This is a genomic window from Pseudomonas sp. LPB0260, from assembly GCF_013388395.1.
On the sequence record NZ_CP058247.1, the window covers coordinates 5282551 to 5299674 of the forward strand.

Annotated in this window: 15 protein-coding genes and 1 pseudogene; 13 read left to right on the forward strand and 3 right to left on the reverse strand. The window is 64.5% G+C overall.

Annotated features, from left to right (window positions below; translation table 11 throughout):
• Positions 1-296 precede the first annotated feature (296 nt).
• A complete protein-coding gene (locus LPB260_RS23590; RefSeq protein WP_208708282.1) occupies positions 297-1064 on the forward strand; it encodes an FCD domain-containing protein in 768 nt (255 codons plus the stop codon).
• A gap of 40 nt (positions 1065-1104) precedes the next feature.
• Here the strand turns inward: LPB260_RS23590 and smpB are convergent, their stop codons facing one another.
• On the reverse strand, positions 1105-1587 hold the full coding sequence (gene smpB / locus LPB260_RS23595; protein WP_208708283.1) for an SsrA-binding protein SmpB: 483 nt from the start codon (positions 1585-1587) through the stop codon (positions 1105-1107).
• Positions 1588-1744: 157 nt separating this feature from the next.
• Between smpB and LPB260_RS23600 the strand changes: the two genes are divergently transcribed.
• Genes LPB260_RS23600 through LPB260_RS23610 form a run of 3 tightly spaced genes read left to right on the forward strand, consistent with a single transcriptional unit; the run spans position 1745 to position 3930 of the window.
• Entirely contained in the window at positions 1745-3148 is a 1404-nt protein-coding gene (locus tag LPB260_RS23600) for a sodium-dependent transporter (RefSeq protein ID WP_208708284.1), read from the forward strand.
• Between the two features lie 34 nt (positions 3149-3182).
• A complete protein-coding gene (locus LPB260_RS23605) occupies positions 3183-3617 on the forward strand; it encodes a type II toxin-antitoxin system RatA family toxin (RefSeq protein WP_208708285.1) in 435 nt (144 codons plus the stop codon).
• Entirely contained in the window at positions 3610-3930 is a 321-nt protein-coding gene (locus LPB260_RS23610) for an RnfH family protein (protein WP_208708286.1), read from the forward strand. The genes LPB260_RS23605 and LPB260_RS23610 overlap by 8 nt, the downstream gene beginning before the upstream one ends.
• A 61-nt stretch (positions 3931-3991) precedes the next feature.
• On the opposite strand, the gene LPB260_RS23615 is transcribed toward LPB260_RS23610, so the two are convergent.
• Positions 3992-4510, reverse strand: a complete 519-nt coding sequence (locus LPB260_RS23615; protein ID WP_208708287.1) for an outer membrane protein assembly factor BamE — start codon at positions 4508-4510, stop codon at positions 3992-3994.
• A gap of 97 nt (positions 4511-4607) precedes the next feature.
• Between LPB260_RS23615 and fur the strand changes: the two genes are divergently transcribed.
• On the forward strand, positions 4608-5012 hold the full coding sequence (fur, locus tag LPB260_RS23620; RefSeq protein WP_208708288.1) for a ferric iron uptake transcriptional regulator: 405 nt from the start codon (positions 4608-4610) through the stop codon (positions 5010-5012).
• Between the two features lie 70 nt (positions 5013-5082).
• On the opposite strand, the gene recN is transcribed toward fur, so the two are convergent.
• Positions 5083-6756, reverse strand: a complete 1674-nt coding sequence (gene recN / locus LPB260_RS23625; RefSeq protein ID WP_208708289.1) for a DNA repair protein RecN — start codon at positions 6754-6756, stop codon at positions 5083-5085.
• A gap of 152 nt (positions 6757-6908) precedes the next feature.
• Between recN and grpE the strand changes: the two are divergent.
• The 8 genes and pseudogenes from grpE to LPB260_RS23665 all read left to right on the forward strand — a co-directional run.
• Positions 6909-7478 (forward strand): annotated as a pseudogene (gene grpE, locus LPB260_RS23630) (nucleotide exchange factor GrpE); the annotation flags it as partial.
• A gap of 100 nt (positions 7479-7578) precedes the next feature.
• Positions 7579-9495, forward strand: a complete 1917-nt coding sequence (gene dnaK / locus LPB260_RS23635; protein ID WP_208708291.1) for a molecular chaperone DnaK — start codon at positions 7579-7581, stop codon at positions 9493-9495.
• A gap of 123 nt (positions 9496-9618) precedes the next feature.
• Complete coding sequence (gene dnaJ, locus LPB260_RS23640; protein ID WP_208708292.1) at positions 9619-10746, forward strand: molecular chaperone DnaJ; 1128 nt, start codon at positions 9619-9621, stop codon at positions 10744-10746.
• Positions 10747-10835: 89 nt separating this feature from the next.
• Entirely contained in the window at positions 10836-11639 is an 804-nt protein-coding gene (dapB, locus tag LPB260_RS23645; protein WP_208708293.1) for a 4-hydroxy-tetrahydrodipicolinate reductase, read from the forward strand.
• A gap of 193 nt (positions 11640-11832) precedes the next feature.
• Positions 11833-12969, forward strand: a complete 1137-nt coding sequence (gene carA / locus LPB260_RS23650; RefSeq protein ID WP_208708294.1) for a glutamine-hydrolyzing carbamoyl-phosphate synthase small subunit — start codon at positions 11833-11835, stop codon at positions 12967-12969.
• Positions 12970-13005: 36 nt separating this feature from the next.
• The gene (carB, locus tag LPB260_RS23655; RefSeq protein ID WP_208708295.1) at positions 13006-16227 is read left to right on the forward strand and encodes a carbamoyl-phosphate synthase large subunit; all 3222 of its coding nucleotides are present in this window, start codon (positions 13006-13008) and stop codon (positions 16225-16227) included.
• Positions 16224-16700, forward strand: a complete 477-nt coding sequence (gene greA, locus LPB260_RS23660) for a transcription elongation factor GreA (RefSeq protein ID WP_208708296.1) — start codon at positions 16224-16226, stop codon at positions 16698-16700. The genes carB and greA overlap by 4 nt, the downstream gene beginning before the upstream one ends.
• 10 nt (positions 16701-16710) lie before the next feature.
• Positions 16711-17109 carry a DUF4149 domain-containing protein gene (locus tag LPB260_RS23665; RefSeq protein WP_208710141.1) on the forward strand — a complete coding sequence of 133 codons (399 nt, stop codon included), beginning with the start codon at positions 16711-16713 and terminating at the stop codon, positions 17107-17109.
• Positions 17110-17124 lie beyond the last annotated feature (15 nt).

The window sequence follows — 17124 nt, forward strand, 5'->3', positions numbered from 1 at the left end:
ACCTCCGGTCAGTGGCGCGCGGGACGCGATGGATTCGGCAGATGGAATGCAGCAAGCGGCGTGATGGACATGACCGACATGGGAAGACCTCGGCGTGGCTATTTTTGGAATTGTTGTTTGTTGTCGGGCTGTATTGGTAAGACCAATTTACAAGGCGACCGTGTCAGGTTAAAAGCCTGCGGCCGTTGCTGTCAAATTCCGGTGCTGCGACTTTGGTAGGAGGGGGCGGCCTTGTGTGCCTATGCGGTGCGCTATAGGCTTGCTGGAAAGCTGGTAAAACCAATGGAGAGTGGGGAATGGAAGTAGATCAGGTGCGCCAGCGGCGCTTGTCGGACACCATCGTCGAGCAGCTGGAAACCATGATTCTCGAGGGCTCGCTGAAGGCAGGCGAGCGCCTGCCGGCCGAGCGGGTGCTGTCCGAGCGCTTCGGCGTATCGCGGCCATCGCTGCGTGAGGCGATTCAGAAGCTGGTGGCCAAGGGGCTGCTGGTCAGTCGCCAGGGCGGCGGCAACTATGTCGCCGAGTCGCTGGGTTCGACCTTCAGCGATCCGCTGCTGGAACTGCTGGAAAACAACCCCGAGGCGCAGCGCGATCTACTGGAGTTCCGCCACACCCTGGAGGGTTCCTGCGCCTACTACGCTGCATTGCGCGCCACCGAACTGGACCGCGAGCGCCTGAGCGAGGCCTTCGCCGCGCTGCAGGACTGCTACAGCCGCAGCGGCAAGGTCACCCGCGCCGAGGAGGGGGCGGCCGATGCGCGATTTCATCTGGCCATCGCCGAGGCCAGCCACAACGCGGTGCTGCTGCACACCATTCGCGGCCTGTTCGACCTGCTCAAGCGCAACGTGGTGACCAATATCGGCGGCATGTACGCCCAGCGCAGCGAGACCCGGGACATGCTGATCACTCAGCACCGGGCCTTGTTCGAGGCGATCATGGAGGGGCGTGCCGAAGAGGCGCGGGAGCTGTCGAACCAGCATATCGACTATGTCCGGGAGGTGCTTTCCGAGGTGCAGCAGGAGGTGCAGCGGGTGGCGCGGGCGCAGCGGCGCAGTCTGCGCTAGTAGAGGCCAGCAGCGGGGCGGGAGCGCTTGGCTCCCGAGCTCACTCGTCCTTGCCTTTGCTGCGCATGGCGCGCTGCACTTCGCGGTCGGCGTCGCGCTCTTTCTCGGTGTGACGCTTGTCGAAGTCCTTCTTGCCCTTGGCCAGGGCGATCTCGCACTTGACCAGGTGCTGCTTCCAGTAGAGCGACAGGGCCACGCAGGTGTAGCCCTTCTGCTGCACCGAGCCGAACAGCTTGTCCAGCTCGCGCTTGTTCAGCAGCAGCTTGCGCGTGCGGGTCGGGTCGGCGATCACGTGGGTGCTGGCGGTCTTCAACGGGGTGATGTGGCAGCCCATCAGCCAGGCCTCGTCGTCCTTGAGCAGCACGTAGCTGTCGACCAACTGGGCCTTGCCGGCGCGCAGGCTCTTCACTTCCCAGCCGGCCAGGGCCAGGCCCGCCTCGAACTTCTGGTCGACGAAATAATCGTGCAGCGCCTTCTTGTTCTGCGCGATGGTGCCTTGAGGGTGTTTCTTTTGTTTAGCCATAGGGCGCGCATTATAGGGAGTCGCCTGCGCGGACGCCATGCGCTGCGCAGGGCAAAATCACGGATATTCACCGGCCCGCGGCGGCTGCGCTTGAGCCGATTCGGTGAATCCCCGACAATGCCCGATCTTTTTTCCAATCAGAACGGGCGAGTCGCACATGGCGAACGACAAGGTCTCGATTCACGGCGCCTGGGCCAGCCGCTGGGTCTTCATTCTCGCGGCGACCGGCTCGGCCGTGGGGCTGGGCAATATCTGGAAGTTCCCCTACATGACCGGCGTCTACGGCGGCGGTGCCTTCGTCGCCATGTACCTGATCTGCATCGCCTTGGTCGGGGTGCCGATCATGCTGGCGGAAACCCTGATCGGCCGTCGCGGCCGGCAGAGCCCGGTCAACGCCATGAAGAACCTGGCCATCGAAGCGGGGAAGTCCCGCGGCTGGTCGCTGGCCGCGGTGATGGGGATGATCGCCGCGCTGCTGATCCTGTCCTTCTATAGCGTGGTCGCCGGTTGGTCCCTGGACTATATCCTCGGCATGGCCGGCGGCGACTTCGTCGGGATCAGCGGCGAGGGGGCCGGCGCCGCATTCGGCGGGCTGACCAGCGACCCCTGGCGCCTGACCCTGTGGCATACGCTGTTCATGTTCCTCACCGCGCTGGTCATCGCCCGCGGCGTGGTCGCCGGCCTGGAACGCAGCCTGCGCATCATGATGCCGCTGCTGTTCGTCCTGCTGCTGGTGCTGCTCGGCTACAGCCTGACCACCGGGCACTTCATGCAGGGTTTCGACTTCCTCTTCCATTTCGACCCGAGCAAGGTGCGCGAGGGCATCCTCGCCGCCATGGGCCACGCCTTCTTCACCCTCAGCGTGGGTGTCGGCTCGATCATGGTCTACGGTGCCTATATGCCGAAGAATTCGTCCATCGGCGCGACGGTGATCGCGGTCGGGCTGCTCGATACCCTGGTCGCCCTGACCGCCGGCCTGGCGTTGTTCCCGATCGTGTTCGCCGCCGGCCTGGAGCCGGGCGCCGGTCCCGGGCTGATGTTCGTCACCCTGCCGATCGCCTTCGGCAATATCGCCTTCGGCCAGTTGATGGGCCTGGTGTTCTTCGTGCTGGTGGCGGTGGCGGCCTGGAGTTCGTCGATCTCCATGCTGGAGCCGGCGGTGGCCTATTTCGTCGAGCGCAGTGGGCGCAGCCGGACCACGGTCACCGCGCTGCTGGCGCTGCTGTGCTGGGTGATCGGCATGGGTACGGTGTTGTCGTTCAATGTCGGTGCCGAGGCCAAGTTCTTCGTCTTCGCCGAGGATGGCTTCCATCTGTTCCAGTGGGGCGCCGAGGGCGGCAAGACCTTCTTCGACAGCATCGACTACCTGACCAGCCGCATTCTCCTGCCGCTCGGTGGCCTGGCCTTCGCCTTGTTCGCCGGCTGGGTGCTGAGCCGCGAAGCGGTGCGCGAGGAGCTGGCGATCAAGAGTCCGCTGCTGTTCAATCTGGCTTACTGGCTGATTCGCGTGGTGGCCCCTGTCGGCGTGCTGGTGGTGTTCGTCGCCGAGTTGAGCAAATGAGGGCACGCAAGCTGATGAGTGAAGTCGCCGGTCTATGAGTACGCATATCCACCGCTCGGCCCTGTTGCCCTATCCGGCGCAGGCGCTGTACGACCTGGTCAACGACGTGGCCAGCTACCCGCAGTTCCTGCCCTGGTGCTCGGCCAGCGAAGTGCTGGAGCTGAGCGAGACCCACATGCGCGCCAGCCTCGGCGTGGCCAAGGGTGCGCTGCGCCAGCGCTTCGTTACCTGCAACACGCTGGTTGCAGGGCAGTCCATCGAGCTGAACCTGGAAGAGGGGCCGTTCACCCAGCTGCAGGGTCGCTGGGAGTTCAAGGTGCTGGGGGAGAAGGCCTGCAAGATCAGCCTGGATCTGACCTTCGACTACGCCGGACCGCTGGTGCGTGCGACCCTAGGGCCGTTGTTCAACCAGGCTGCCAACACCCTGGTGGATGCCTTCTGCCAGAGGGCCAAGGAGTTGTATGGATAGCAGAACCATAGTGGTCGAGGTGGTCTATGCCTTGGCCGACAAGCAGAAGCTGCTGCGTCTGAGCCTGCCTTATGGCACCACGGTGCGGCAGGCGGCGTTGCAGTCCGGAATGGATGTGCACTTCCCGGACCTGGACCTGGCGAGCAGCCCGCTGGGAATCTTCGGCAAGGCGGTGGCCAAGCCCGATGAGCGTGTGCTGGAAGATGGAGAGCGCGTGGAGATCTATCGTCCGCTGATTGCCGATCCGAAGGAGGTGCGCAAGCAGCGGGCCGCCCGAGCGGCCAAGGCCAAGGCCGACGAGCAGGGCGTTTGATGTCTAAGCGCCGACCACAAAAAAAGCCCGGAGATCTTCCGGGCTTTTTTGTTTCTAACGGCTACTGCGGCGAGCTTTCCAGGGGCTCGGGAACCGGCACTGGTACGGTTCTGACTTCGTCGACCTCGCGCTGGATCTGCTCGAGCAGCGAGCCCGGAGCCGGCGCGGCGTCCTCGATCTGCGGCTCAGCGCTGACCGGCGTGGTCGGATCGCCGTCCTCGCCGAGGATCGCCTGGTCGCGGCTGACGCCCGGCATGAAGTCCCCGGACAGGCCGGCCAGTTGGTCGTTGCCATCGAAGACCAGGCTGACGCGCTCCTGCAGGCGCTGACCGCCCCCCGGCTGGATGCTGTAGAGGTAGTCCCAGCGGTTGCTGTGGAAGGTGTCGGTGAGCAGCGGGTTGCCCATGATAAACCGCACTTGGCGGCGGGTCATTCCAGGGCGCAACTGGTCTATCATGTCCTGCGTCACGACATTGCCCTGTTGGATGTCGATTTTGTAAACCCCGGGGAATGAGCAACCGGCGAGTGCGAAGAGCCCCGTTAAGGTGAGGCTGGTCAGCAGGATCTTGGCATTTTGCATCGGTGGGTGACTTCCACTATCTTGGCTGGGCAACGTAAACCCGGATCATACCCGTAATAAGGGAAGCTGCAAAACCGCTTCCACGAGAAAGCAGACCATGGTTGAAAATAGCGAACTACGCAAGGCTGGCCTGAAAGTGACCCTGCCGAGGGTCAAGATATTGCAGATGCTCGATTCCGCCGAGCAGCGCCACATGAGCGCAGAGGATGTTTACAAGGCGCTGATGGAGGCGGGCGAGGATGTCGGTCTGGCCACGGTGTATCGCGTGTTGACCCAGTTCGAGGCGGCTGGTCTGGTGGTGCGGCACAATTTCGATGGCGGCCATGCGGTGTTCGAGCTGGCCGACAGCGGCCATCACGATCACATGGTCTGTGTCGAATCCGGCGAGGTGATCGAGTTCTTCGACCCGGAAATCGAGAAGCGGCAGAAGGAGATCGTCCGCGAGCACGGCTTCGAGCTGGTCGATCACAACCTGGTGCTCTACGTGCGCAAGAAGAAGTAGGCGCACTGGCGCGGCATGAGAAAGGCGACCCTGGGGGTCGCCTTTTTTGTTGCTTGGCGCCGCTACTCGCTCAGGCCTGGGCGCTGGCGACCATCTGCCGGGCGTGGGCCAGGGACTCCTCGGTGAGGTCGACGCCGCCGAGCATGCGGGCGATCTCCTCGACCCGCTGGTGACGCTCGAGCTTGCTCACCGCGGTGCGGGTCGCGTCGCTTTCCCGCACCTTGTGCACGAACAGGTGCTGGTGCCCTTGTGCCGCCACCTGCGGCAGGTGGGTGACGGTCAGGACCTGGCCGCGCTCGCCGAGGCGGCGCAGCAGCTGGCCGACCACCTCGGCGGTCGGCCCGCCAATGCCGACGTCGACTTCGTCGAAGACCAGGGTCGGCACCCGTGAGGTCTGGGCGGTGATCACCTGGATGGCCAGGCTGATACGCGACAGCTCGCCGCCGGAGGCGACTTTGGCCAGGGCCTTGAGCGGCTGCCCGGGGTTGGCGCTGACCAGGAACTCGACCTGCTCCAAACCGTTGGCCTGCGGCTCGTCGCTGCTGTTGCCGCGCAGCTGGATAGTGAAGCGCCCGCCAGGCATGCCCAGGCTGTGCATCTCCGTCTCCACGGCCGTGGCGAGGCGGTTGGCGGCCTCGTTGCGCAGGGCGCTCAGCTCCGCGGCCTTTTCCTGGTAGTGGCGGGCATAGGCGTCGAGCTCTTCGCCGAGGCGCTCGACGGCCTGGTCGTCGGCGTTGAGGCTTTCCAGTTCCTCGAACAGCTGCTGCTGCAGCGCGGCCATCTCGCTGGGCTGGATGCGGTGCTTGCGCGCCAGGGTGTAGATGATGTCGAGGCGCTCCTCGAGCATCTGCAGGCGCTCGGGGTCGGCGTCGAAGTGGTCGAGAAAGCGATTCAGCTCGCCGACCGCCTCTTCCACCTGGATCTGCGCACTGGCCAGCAGGTTGATCGCCTCGTTGAGGGCGCCGGGTTGGCCCTGGAAGCCGCTGAGGCGGTTGAGGCTGCCGGTCAATGCCGACAGCACGTTGCCGGCATCATTCTCGCTGCATTGCTCGATCACCAGGCGGCAGGCGCTGAGCAGGCTTTCGGCGTTGGTCAGGGTCTTGTGCTCCTGCTCGAGCTGTTCCAGCTCCTGTTCGCCGAGGGCCAGGTTGTCCAGTTCCTCGAGCTGATAGCTGAGCAGCTGATGGCGGGCGCGCTGCTCGTCGCCGAGGCCGGAGAGGCGTTCCAGTTCGCTCTTGGTCTGCTTCCAGCGTTGCGCGGCCAGCTGTACCTGGCGCGCCAGTTCCTGGCTGCCGGCGTACTCGTCGAGCAGGCGGCGATGGGTGTCGGCCTTGAGCAGGGACTGGTGTTCGTGCTGGCTGTGGATGTCGATCAGCAGCTCGCCGAGGGCCTTGAGGTCGCCTTGCGGGCAGGGCGAGCCGTTGATATAGCCGCGCGAGCGGCCTTCGGCAGTGATCACCCGACGCAGGATGCACGGGCCGTCGTGCTCCAGGTCGTGCTCGGCTAGCCAGGCCCGCGCTTCGGGAATGTCGCTGAGGTCGAAGCTGGCGAGGATGTCCGCCTTGTCCGCGCCGGGGCGCACCACGCCGCTGTCCGCACGGTCGCCCAGGCAGAGGCCGAGGGCGTCGAGCATGATCGACTTGCCGGCGCCGGTTTCGCCGCTGATCACGCTCATCCCGCTGTCCAGCTCCAGGTCGAGATGTTCAACGATGGCGTAGTTGTGTACGGACAGGTGCACCAGCATGGCGAGGCCTCTCGAGGTTGAAGTCTGGTTATTTATACAGTGTTTGTTTTGCCGCTGACAATCCTCCCGCCGCCCTTGAAGCGTGAAATTTAGGCCCCATATAGGCGGCAGGTGCGCAGGTTCCGACCTGTGCCGAATTATCAGAGGAGAGTTGCATGGCAGACGAACAGACCCAAGATAACCAGCTTCCTGAGGTTTCCGCCGAGGTCGAGGCGGCGGGCGGCGAGTTGGATGCCCGTATCCAGGTTCTCGAGGAGGAGTTGGCTGCCGCTCAGGACAAGGCCCTGCGCATGGCCGCCGACCTGCAGAACGTGCGTCGCCGCGCCGAGCAGGATGTCGAGAAGGCGCACAAGTTCGCCCTGGAAAAGTTCGCCAGCGACCTGCTGCCGGTGGTCGACAGCCTGGAGCGCGGGCTCGAGCTGTCGAGCCCGAACGACGAGGCGATCAAGGCGGTGCGCGAAGGCATGGAGCTGACCCTCAAGCTGTTCCAGGACACCCTCAAGCGTCACCAGCTGGAGGCGGTCGACCCGGAAGGCGCACCGTTCGACCCGGAGCAGCACCAGGCGATGGCCATGCAGGAGAGCACCCAGGTGGAGCCCAATAGCGTGCTCAAGGTGTTCCAGAAGGGCTATCTGCTCAACGGTCGGCTGTTGCGCCCGGCCATGGTGGTGGTCAGCAAGGCCCCGGCCGAAGCGCCGCCGTCCATCGACGAGCAGGCTTGAAATTCGCCGGCGAGCCCCCATTTGTTGAATCAAGCGTTTTAGTGCTACCGCGGCCGGTCAAGCAAGGCGGCGGGGAAATCGAAATTTCGGGAGAGTGAATATGGGCAAAATCATCGGTATCGACCTGGGGACTACCAACTCCTGCGTCTCCATTCTGGAAAACGGCAGCGTCAAGGTGCTGGAGAACGCCGAAGGCGCTCGCACCACGCCGTCGATCATCGCCTACAGCAACGACGGCGAGATCCTCGTCGGTCAGTCGGCCAAGCGTCAGGCGGTGACCAACCCGCACAACACCCTGTACGCGGTGAAGCGCCTGATCGGCCGTCGCTTCGAAGAAAACGTGGTGCAAAAAGACATCCAGATGGTCCCGTACAAGATCGTCAAGGCTGACAACGGCGACGCCTGGGTGCAGGTCAAGGACCAGAAGATGGCGCCGCCGCAGATCTCCGCGGAAGTGCTGAAGAAGATGAAGAAAACCGCCGAAGACTACCTCGGCGAGCCTGTGACCGAGGCGGTGATCACCGTACCGGCCTACTTCAACGACAGCCAGCGTCAGGCCACCAAGGACGCCGGCCGCATCGCCGGTCTGGACGTCAAGCGCATCATCAACGAGCCGACCGCCGCGGCCCTGGCCTATGGCATGGACAAGGCCAAGGGCGATCACACCGTGATCGTCTATGACCTGGGTGGCGGTACCTTCGATATTTCGGTGATCGAGATCGCCGAAGTCGATGGTGAGCACCAGTTCGAAGTGTTGGCCACCAACGGCGACACCTTCCTCGGTGGTGAGGACTTCGACCTGCGCCTGATCGACTACCTGGTGGAAGAGTTCAAGAAAGAAACCGGCATGAACCTCAAGGGCGACCCGCTGGCCATGCAGCGCCTGAAAGAGGCGGCGGAGAAGGCCAAGATCGAGCTGTCCTCGAGCCAGCAGACCGACGTCAACCTGCCGTACATCACCGCCGACGCCAGCGGTCCCAAGCACCTCAACGTGAAGATCTCCCGCTCCAAGCTGGAGTCGCTGGTCGAGGACCTGGTGCAGCGCACCATCGAGCCGTGCCGCATCGCCTTGAAGGATGCCGGTATCGACGTCGGTTCGATCCATGACGTGATCCTGGTCGGTGGCCAGACCCGCATGCCGCTGGTGCAGAAGACCGTTGCCGAGTTCTTCGGCAAGGAAGCGCGCAAGGACGTCAATCCGGACGAAGCCGTGGCCATGGGCGCCGCCATTCAGGGCGCGGTACTGGCCGGCGACGTCAAGGACGTGCTGCTGCTGGACGTCTCTCCGCTGACCCTGGGTATCGAGACCATGGGCGGGGTGATGACCGCACTGATCGAGAAGAACACCACCATCCCGACCAAGAAGTCCCAGGTGTTCTCCACCGCCGACGACAACCAGAGCGCCGTGACCATCCACGTGCTGCAGGGCGAGCGCAAGCAGGCCGCGCAGAACAAGTCGCTGGGCAAGTTCGACCTGGCCGAGATTCCGCCGGCTCCGCGTGGCGTGCCGCAGATCGAGGTGACCTTCGACATCGACGCCAACGGCATCCTGCATGTCGGCGCGAAGGACAAGGCCACCGGCAAGCAGCAGTCCATCGTGATCAAGGCCAACTCCGGCCTGTCCGAGGAGGAAATCGAGCAGATGGTCCGCGACGCCGAGGCCAATGCCGAGGAAGACCGCAAGTTCGAGGAACTGGCGACCGCGCGCAACCAGGGTGACCAGCTGGTGCATGCCACCCGCAAGATGCTCACCGAGGCTGGCGACAAGGCTACCGAGGATGAGAAGGCGGCGATCGAGAAGGCCCTGGGCGAGCTGGAAGTGGCAGTGAAGGGTGACGATAAGGCGGCCATCGAGGCCAAGATGAATGCCCTGTCCGAGGCGACCACGCCGCTGGCGCAGAAGATGTACGCCGAGCAGCCGCAGGCGGGTGCCGCAGCGGACGCCGGTGATCAGGCCAAGAACGCTGGCGACGACGTGGTCGACGCCGAGTTCGAAGAGGTCAAGGACAACAAGTAAGCGCAGGCTTGCTGCTGCTCCATCCGCTCGTGGCGCGCGTCACGGGCGGGATGAATCGCCGCGCGGGGGCTTGCTCCCGCGTTGGCGTGTCTGGAGGAGGCGATTTGAGGGTGTTGAGGATCTATGTCTAAACGTGACTATTACGAGGTGCTGGGTGTCGAGCGCGGCGCCAGCGAGGCGGAGCTGAAGAAGGCTTACCGGCGCCTGGCGATGAAGCACCACCCGGACCGCAATCCCGACGACAAAGCGTCGGAAGAGAAGTTCAAGGAGGCCAACGAGGCCTACGAGGTGCTGTCCGACGCCAGCAAGCGGGCCGCCTATGACCAGTACGGCCACGCCGGCGTCGACCCGAGCATGGGTGGCGGCGGTGGCGCCGGCTTCGGCGGCGCGAACTTCTCCGATATCTTCGGCGACGTGTTCAGCGACTTCTTCGGCGGAGGTCGTGGTGGTCAGCGCGGTGGCGCCCAGCGGGGCAGCGACCTGCGCTACACCCTGGAGCTGGACCTGGAAGAGGCGGTGCGCGGCACCACGGTGACCATTCGCGTGCCGACCCTGGTCAACTGCAAGAGCTGCGATGGCTCGGGCGCCAAGAAGGGCACCAGCCCGGTGACCTGTACCACCTGTGGTGGTATCGGCCAGGTGCGCATGCAGCAGGGCTTCTTCTCGGTGCAGCAGACCTGTCCACGCTGTCATGGCAACGGCAAGATGATCACCGACCCCTGTGGCAGCTGCCACGGCCACGGCCGGGTCGAGGAGCACAAGACCCTGTCGGTCAAGGTGCCGGCCGGCGTCGACACCGGCGATCGCATTCGCCTGTCCGGCGAGGGCGAGGCGGGTGCCATGGGTGGCCCGGCGGGCGACCTTTACGTGGTGGTCAATGTGCGCGAGCACTCGATCTTCCAGCGTGACGGCAAGCACCTGTATTGCGAGGTGCCGATCAGCTTCGCCGACGCCGCCCTGGGCGGCGAGCTGGAAGTGCCGACCCTGGATGGCCGGGTCAAGCTGAAGATTCCGGAAGGCACCCAGACCGGCAAGCTGTTCCGCCTGCGCGGCAAGGGCGTGGCGCCGGTGCGCGGCGGTGGTGCTGGCGACCTTATGTGCCGGGTCGCGGTGGAGACTCCGGTCAATCTGGATCGGCGTCAGCGCGAGCTGCTCGAGGAGTTCCGTCAGTCCCTGGCTGGCGACAGTTCCCACTCGCCCAAGGCCAGTGGCTGGTTCGAGGGCGTCAAGCGCTTCTTTGGCGATTTGTAACGAGTCGGCCGGCCGGGCGCTCGGGCTGATGATGGTATGAGTCAGCCCTCTATACCCGGCGGCGGACCTGCAGCTTGGAGTTTCTAGATATGCAACGAATTGCCGTGATGGGCGCCGCGGGGCGCATGGGCAAGACCCTGATCGAGGCGGTGCAGCAGGCCGAAGGCGCCAGCCTGAGTGCCGCGGTCGATCGCCCGGACAGCAGCCTGGTCGGTGCCGATGCCGGCGAGCTGACCGGGCTGGGCAAGCTGGGTGTGCCGTTGTCCGGCGACCTGGCTGCCGTGCTGGACCAGTTCGATGTGCTGATCGATTTCACTCACCCCTCGGTGACCCTGAAGAACCTGGAGGTCTGCCGTCAGGCGGGCAAGGCCATGGTCATCGGCACCACGGGCTTCAGTGTCGCGGAGAAGCAGCTGCTGGCCGAGGCGGGCAAGCAGATCCCGATCGTCTTCGCCGCCAACTTCAGCGTCGGCGTCAACCTCTGCCTGAAGCTGCTGGATACCGCGGCGCGGGTGCTGGGCGACGAGGTGGATATCGAGATCATCGAGGCCCACCACCGGCACAAGGTCGATGCGCCCTCCGGGACTGCTTTGCGCATGGGCGAAGTGGTGGCCAATGCCCTGGGGCGTGATCTGCAGAAGGTCGCGGTCTACGGCCGCGAAGGCCAGACCGGCGCTCGCGCCCGCGAGACCATCGGCTTTGCCACCGTGCGCGCCGGCGACGTGGTCGGCGACCATACCGTGCTGTTTGCCGCCGACGGCGAGCGGGTGGAGATCACCCACAAGGCCTCCAGCCGCATGACCTTCGCCAAGGGGGCGGTGCGCTCCGCCCTGTGGCTGCAGGGGCGGGATGCCGGGTTGTATGACATGCAGGACGTTCTGGGGCTCAACTGAGCCCCGCGCAACTGGGCGGAGGCTTATCTGGATGTGGACCAAAAAGTCACTTTCCTGTAAGCTTCCCGCTTTAGTGTGTCCACTAAAAGTTACGCAGAATGAATCAGATAAAAAAGCGGGGTGACGGTCGATACGTCATCCCGCTTTTTTACAACCTGCGTTTGCTTCAAGCCTTGATCGACGGGAGGTCTTCTTGACTAAGCCAGCCATACTCGCCCTTGCTGACGGCAGCATTTTTCGCGGCGAGGCCATCGGTGCCGATGGCCATACTATTGGAGAGGTGGTGTTCAATACCGCCATGACCGGCTATCAGGAAATCCTTACCGATCCCTCCTATGCCCAGCAAATCGTTACCCTGACCTATCCGCATATCGGCAACACCGGCACCACCCCGGAGGACGCCGAGTCCAATCGGGTCTGGGCTGCCGGCCTGATCATTCGTGACCTGCCGCTGACCGCCAGCAACTGGCGCAACAAGCAGTCGTTGCCCGACTACCTGAAGGAAAACGGCACCGTTGCCATCGCCGGCATCGACACTCGCCGCCTGACCCGCATCCTGCGCGAGAAGGGTTCGCAGAACGGCTGCATCCTCGCCGGCGCAGACGCCACCGAGGAAAAAGCCCTGGAACTGGCGCGCAGCTTCCCCGGCCTCAAGGGCATGGACCTGGCCAAGGTGGTCAGCTGCTCCGAGCCCTACGAGTGGCGCGAAAGCACCTGGAACCTGAAGGACGACAGCCACCCGCAGATCCCGGCCGGCGAGCTGCCCTATCACGTGGTGGCCTACGACTACGGGGTCAAGCTGAACATCCTGCGCATGCTGGTGGCGCGCGGCTGCCGCCTGACCGTGGTGCCGGCACAGACCCCGGCCAGCGAAGTGCTGGCGCTGAATCCCGATGGCGTGTTCCTGTCCAACGGCCCGGGCGACCCCGAGCCGTGCGATTACGCGATCCAGGCCATCAAGGACGTGCTGGAAACCGATATCCCGGTGTTCGGCATCTGCCTTGGCCACCAGCTGCTGGCCCTGGCGTCCGGCGCCAAGACCCTGAAGATGGGCCACGGCCACCACGGCGCCAACCACCCGGTGCAGGACCTCGATTCCGGCGTGGTGATGATCACCAGCCAGAACCACGGCTTCGCCGTGGACGAGGGCAGCCTGCCGGGCAACGTCCGGGCCATCCACAAGTCGCTGTTCGACGGCACCCTGCAGGGCATCGAGCGGACCGACAAGGTCGCCTTCAGCTTCCAGGGTCACCCCGAGGCGAGCCCCGGCCCGCACGACGTCGCGCCGCTGTTCGACCGCTTCATCGAAGCCATGGCCAAGCGCCGCTAAGCCACGCCGACTGACCCAAGGATTCGAGTAAGAGACATGCCAAAACGTACAGATATCAAAAGCATCCTGATCCTCGGCGCCGGCCCGATCGTCATCGGCCAGGCCTGCGAGTTCGACTACTCCGGCGCCCAGGCCTGCAAGGCCCTGAAGGAAGAGGGTTTCCGCGTCATCCTGGTGAACTCCAACCCGGCCACCATCATGACCGACCCGTCGATGGCCGACGCCACCTACATCGAGCCGATCAAGTGGCAGACCGTGGCCAAGATCATCGAGAAGGAGCGCCCCGACGCCCTGCTGCCGACCATGGGTGGCCAGACCGCACTGAACTGCGCCCTGGACCTGGAGCGCCACGGCGTGCTGGAGAAATTCGGCGTCGAGATGATCGGTGCCAACGCCGACACCATCGACAAGGCCGAGGACCGCTCGCGCTTCGACAAGGCGATGAAGGACATCGGCCTGGCCTGTCCGGTTTCCGGCATCGCCCACAGCATGGAAGAAGCCTACGGCGTGCTGGAGAAGGTCGGCTTCCCCTGCATCATCCGGCCGTCCTTCACCATGGGCGGCACCGGCGGCGGCATCGCCTACAACCGTGAAGAGTTCGAGGAAATCTGCGCCCGCGGTCTCGACCTGTCGCCGACCAGCGAGCTGCTGATCGACGAGTCGCTGATCGGCTGGAAGGAATACGAGATGGAGGTGGTCCGCGACAAGAAGGACAACTGCATCATCGTCTGCGCCATCGAGAACTTCGACCCGATGGGCGTGCACACCGGCGACTCCATCACCGTCGCCCCGGCGCAGACCCTGACCGACAAGGAATACCAGATCCTGCGCAACGCCTCCCTGGCGGTGCTGCGCGAGATCGGCGTGGAAACCGGCGGCTCCAACGTGCAGTTCGGCATCTGCCCGAACACCGGGCGCATGGTGGTGATCGAGATGAACCCGCGCGTGTCGCGCTCCTCGGCCCTGGCTTCCAAGGCTACCGGCTTCCCGATCGCCAAGATCGCCGCCAAGCTGGCCGTGGGTTACACCCTCGATGAGTTGTCCAACGACATCACCGGTGGCCGCACCCCGGCCTCGTTCGAGCCGGCCATCGACTACGTGGTGACCAAGATCCCGCGTTTCGCCTTCGAGAAGTTCCCCAAGGCCGACGCCCGCCTGACCACCCAGATGAAGTCCGTGGGTGAAGTCATGGCCATCGGCCGCACCTTCCAGGAGTCCCTGCAGAAAGCCCTGCGCGGCCTGGAAGTCGGCGTCGCCGGTTTCGACGAAAAACTCGACCTGAACGATCCGGAAGCCGAAAGCACCCTGCGCCGCGAGCTGACCGTGCCGAGCGCCGACCGTATCTGGTACGTGGCGGACGCCTTCCGTGCGGGCAAGACCATCGAAGAAGTCTTCGAGCTGACCCGTATCGACGAGTGGTTCCTGGTGCAGATCGAAGACCTGATCAAGGACGAAGAGCGCATCAAGACCCAGGCGCTGTCGGCCATCGATCGTGACCTGATGTACAAGCTCAAGCGCAAGGGGTTCTCCGATATCCGCCTGGCCAAGCTGCTGGGTGTGACCGAGAAGACCCTGCGCAGCCATCGCCACAAGCTCAAGGTGCTGCCGGTCTACAAGCGTGTGGATACCTGCGCGGCCGAGTTCGCCACCGACACCGCGTACATGTACTCGACCTACGAGGAAGAGTGCGAGGCCAATCCGTCGAGCCGCGAGAAGATCATGATCCTCGGCGGCGGCCCCAACCGCATCGGCCAGGGCATCGAGTTCGACTACTGCTGCGTACACGCGGCGCTGGCCATGCGTGAAGATGGTTACGAGACCATCATGGTCAACTGCAACCCGGAAACCGTCTCCACCGACTACGACACCTCGGACCGCCTGTACTTCGAGCCGGTGACCCTGGAAGACGTGCTGGAAATCGTCCGCGTCGAGCAGCCCAAGGGCGTGATCGTGCAGTACGGTGGCCAGACCCCGCTGAAGATCTGTCGCGCCCTGGAAGAAGCCGGCGTGCCGATCATCGGTACCAGTCCGGATGCCATCGATCGCGCCGAAGACCGCGAGCGTTTCCAGCAGATGGTCCAGCGTCTCGGCCTGCGCCAGCCGGCCAACGCCACCGCGCGCAGCGAAGACGAGGCCCTGGCTCACTCCAAGACCATCGGTTATCCGCTGGTGGTGCGTCCGTCCTACGTGCTGGGCGGCCGGGCCATGGAGATCGTCTACCAGGAAGACGAACTCAAGCGCTACATGCGCGAGGCGGTGAAGGTCTCCAACGACAGCCCGGTGCTGCTGGATCACTTCCTCAACTGCGCCATCGAAGTCGATGTCGACGCGGTGTGCGACGGCGAAACCGTGGTGATCGGCGCGATCATGCAGCACATCGAGCAGGCCGGCGTGCACTCCGGTGACTCGGCCTGTTCGCTGCCGCCTTACTCGCTGCCCAAGCACATCCAGGACGAGATCCGCGACCAGGTCAAGAAGATGGCCCTGGAGCTCGGCGTGGTCGGCCTGATGAACGTGCAGATGGCCGTGCAGGGCGAGGATATCTTCGTGATCGAAGTGAACCCGCGCGCTTCGCGTACCGTGCCGTTCGTCTCCAAGTGCGTCGGCGAGTCGCTGGCCAAGGTGGCGGCCCGCGTCATGGCGGGCAAGTCGCTGGCCGAGGCCGGCTACAGCGAGGAGATCATCCCGCCGTTCTTCAGCGTCAAGGAAGCGGTGTTCCCGTTCGCCAAATTCCCCGGCGTCGACCCCATCCTCGGCCCGGAGATGAAGTCCACCGGCGAGGTGATGGGCGTGGGCGACACCTTCGGCGAGGCCTTCGCCAAGGCGCAGATGGGCGCCAGCGAAGTGCTGCCGAACAGCGGCTGTGCCTTCATCAGCGTGCGCGACGACGACAAGCCCCTGGTGGCCGAGGTCGCTCGCGACCTGATCGGCCTGGGCTTCGAGGTGGTCGCGACCGCCGGTACCGCCAAGCTGATCGAGGCCGCCGGACTGCCCGTGCGCCGGGTCAACAAGGTTACCGAAGGCCGTCCGCACGTGGTCGACATGATCAAGAATGATGAGGTCACCCTCATCATCAACACCACCGAGGGGCGTCAGTCGATCGCTGACTCCTACTCGATCCGTCGTAACGCCCTGCAGCACAAGATCTACTGCACCACCACCATCGCGGCGGGTCAGGCGATCTGTGAGGCGCTCAAGTTCGGTCCCGAGAAGACCGTGCGCCGCTTGCAGGATCTCCATGCAGGAATCAAGGCATGATCAAATACCCCATGACCGTCCAGGGCGCGCGCGCCCTGGAAGAAGAGCTGGCCCACCTGACCAAGGTCGTGCGTCCGAAGCTCAGTCAGGATATCGGTACCGCCCGTGAGCTGGGCGACCTCAAGGAGAACGCCGAATACCATGCCGCCCGCGAGCAGCAGGGCATGGTCGAGGCGCGTATCCGTGACATCGAGGGACGTCTGCAGAATGCGGTGGTCATCGATGTGACCACCATCGCCCATACCGGCAAGGTGATCTTCGGCACCACGGTGGAGATCGCCAACGTCGAAACCGACGAGAGCGTGACCTACAAGATCGTCGGTGAGGACGAGGCGGACATCAAGCAGCGCAAGCTGTCGGTCAGCTCGCCGATCGCCCGTGCCCTGGTGGGCAAGGAGGAGGGTGATGTGGTGGCGGTAAAAACCCCGAGCGGCGTGGTCGAGTACGAGATCGTCGAGGTTCGCCATATCTAAGCAACCGACCCTGAGTGCCGGGGCGATCAGCTGGCTGCTGGCCCAGACCCTGTGGGTCGGCGGCCTCTGGCTCCTGCAGTTTCTGGTGCTGCCGGCCCTGGTCAAGCTGGGGCTGGCGCCATTGCTGCTCGCAGAAATCGACGCGCTGCTGGGTTCGCTGCTGATAGGCCTCACGGCCTGCTGTGCGCTGCTGCAGATTGTCGTGCTGGTGCGTTTCGAGCGGCTGGCCAGTCTGTGGCGGGATCTGCGCGGTCAGCTGCTGCTGACCGTGCTGCTGATCGCCGGCAGCTACTTGCTGGTGCGCCAGTGGTGGCCGGAGGCCCAGGGCTGGCTGCTGTTCAGCTATCTGGTCCTGGCGTTTTGCGGGCTGTTGCTGGTATTGCAGCCGGTGCCGGCTCGTCGCGCCTGAGCGGCGAGGCAAGCC

What these genes read in the sequence shown, in the direction of transcription:
- LPB260_RS23615 (WP_208708287.1), bottom strand. Translation starts at nt 4,510, where the DNA reads ATGCAAAATGCCAAGATCCTGCTGACCAGCCTCACCTTAACGGGGCTC.
- LPB260_RS23610 (WP_208708286.1), top strand. Translation starts at nt 3,610, where the DNA reads ATGGATAGCAGAACCATAGTGGTCGAGGTGGTCTATGCCTTGGCCGAC.
- dnaK (WP_208708291.1), top strand. Translation starts at nt 7,579, where the DNA reads ATGGGCAAAATCATCGGTATCGACCTGGGGACTACCAACTCCTGCGTC.
- smpB (WP_208708283.1), bottom strand. Translation starts at nt 1,587, where the DNA reads ATGGCTAAACAAAAGAAACACCCTCAAGGCACCATCGCGCAGAACAAG.
- greA (WP_208708296.1), top strand. Translation starts at nt 16,224, where the DNA reads ATGATCAAATACCCCATGACCGTCCAGGGCGCGCGCGCCCTGGAAGAA.
- recN (WP_208708289.1), bottom strand. Translation starts at nt 6,756, where the DNA reads ATGCTGGTGCACCTGTCCGTACACAACTACGCCATCGTTGAACATCTC.
- LPB260_RS23600 (WP_208708284.1), top strand. Translation starts at nt 1,745, where the DNA reads ATGGCGAACGACAAGGTCTCGATTCACGGCGCCTGGGCCAGCCGCTGG.
- LPB260_RS23590 (WP_208708282.1), top strand. Translation starts at nt 297, where the DNA reads ATGGAAGTAGATCAGGTGCGCCAGCGGCGCTTGTCGGACACCATCGTC.
- fur (WP_208708288.1), top strand. Translation starts at nt 4,608, where the DNA reads ATGGTTGAAAATAGCGAACTACGCAAGGCTGGCCTGAAAGTGACCCTG.
- carB (WP_208708295.1), top strand. Translation starts at nt 13,006, where the DNA reads ATGCCAAAACGTACAGATATCAAAAGCATCCTGATCCTCGGCGCCGGC.
- dnaJ (WP_208708292.1), top strand. Translation starts at nt 9,619, where the DNA reads ATGTCTAAACGTGACTATTACGAGGTGCTGGGTGTCGAGCGCGGCGCC.
- LPB260_RS23605 (WP_208708285.1), top strand. Translation starts at nt 3,183, where the DNA reads ATGAGTACGCATATCCACCGCTCGGCCCTGTTGCCCTATCCGGCGCAG.
- dapB (WP_208708293.1), top strand. Translation starts at nt 10,836, where the DNA reads ATGCAACGAATTGCCGTGATGGGCGCCGCGGGGCGCATGGGCAAGACC.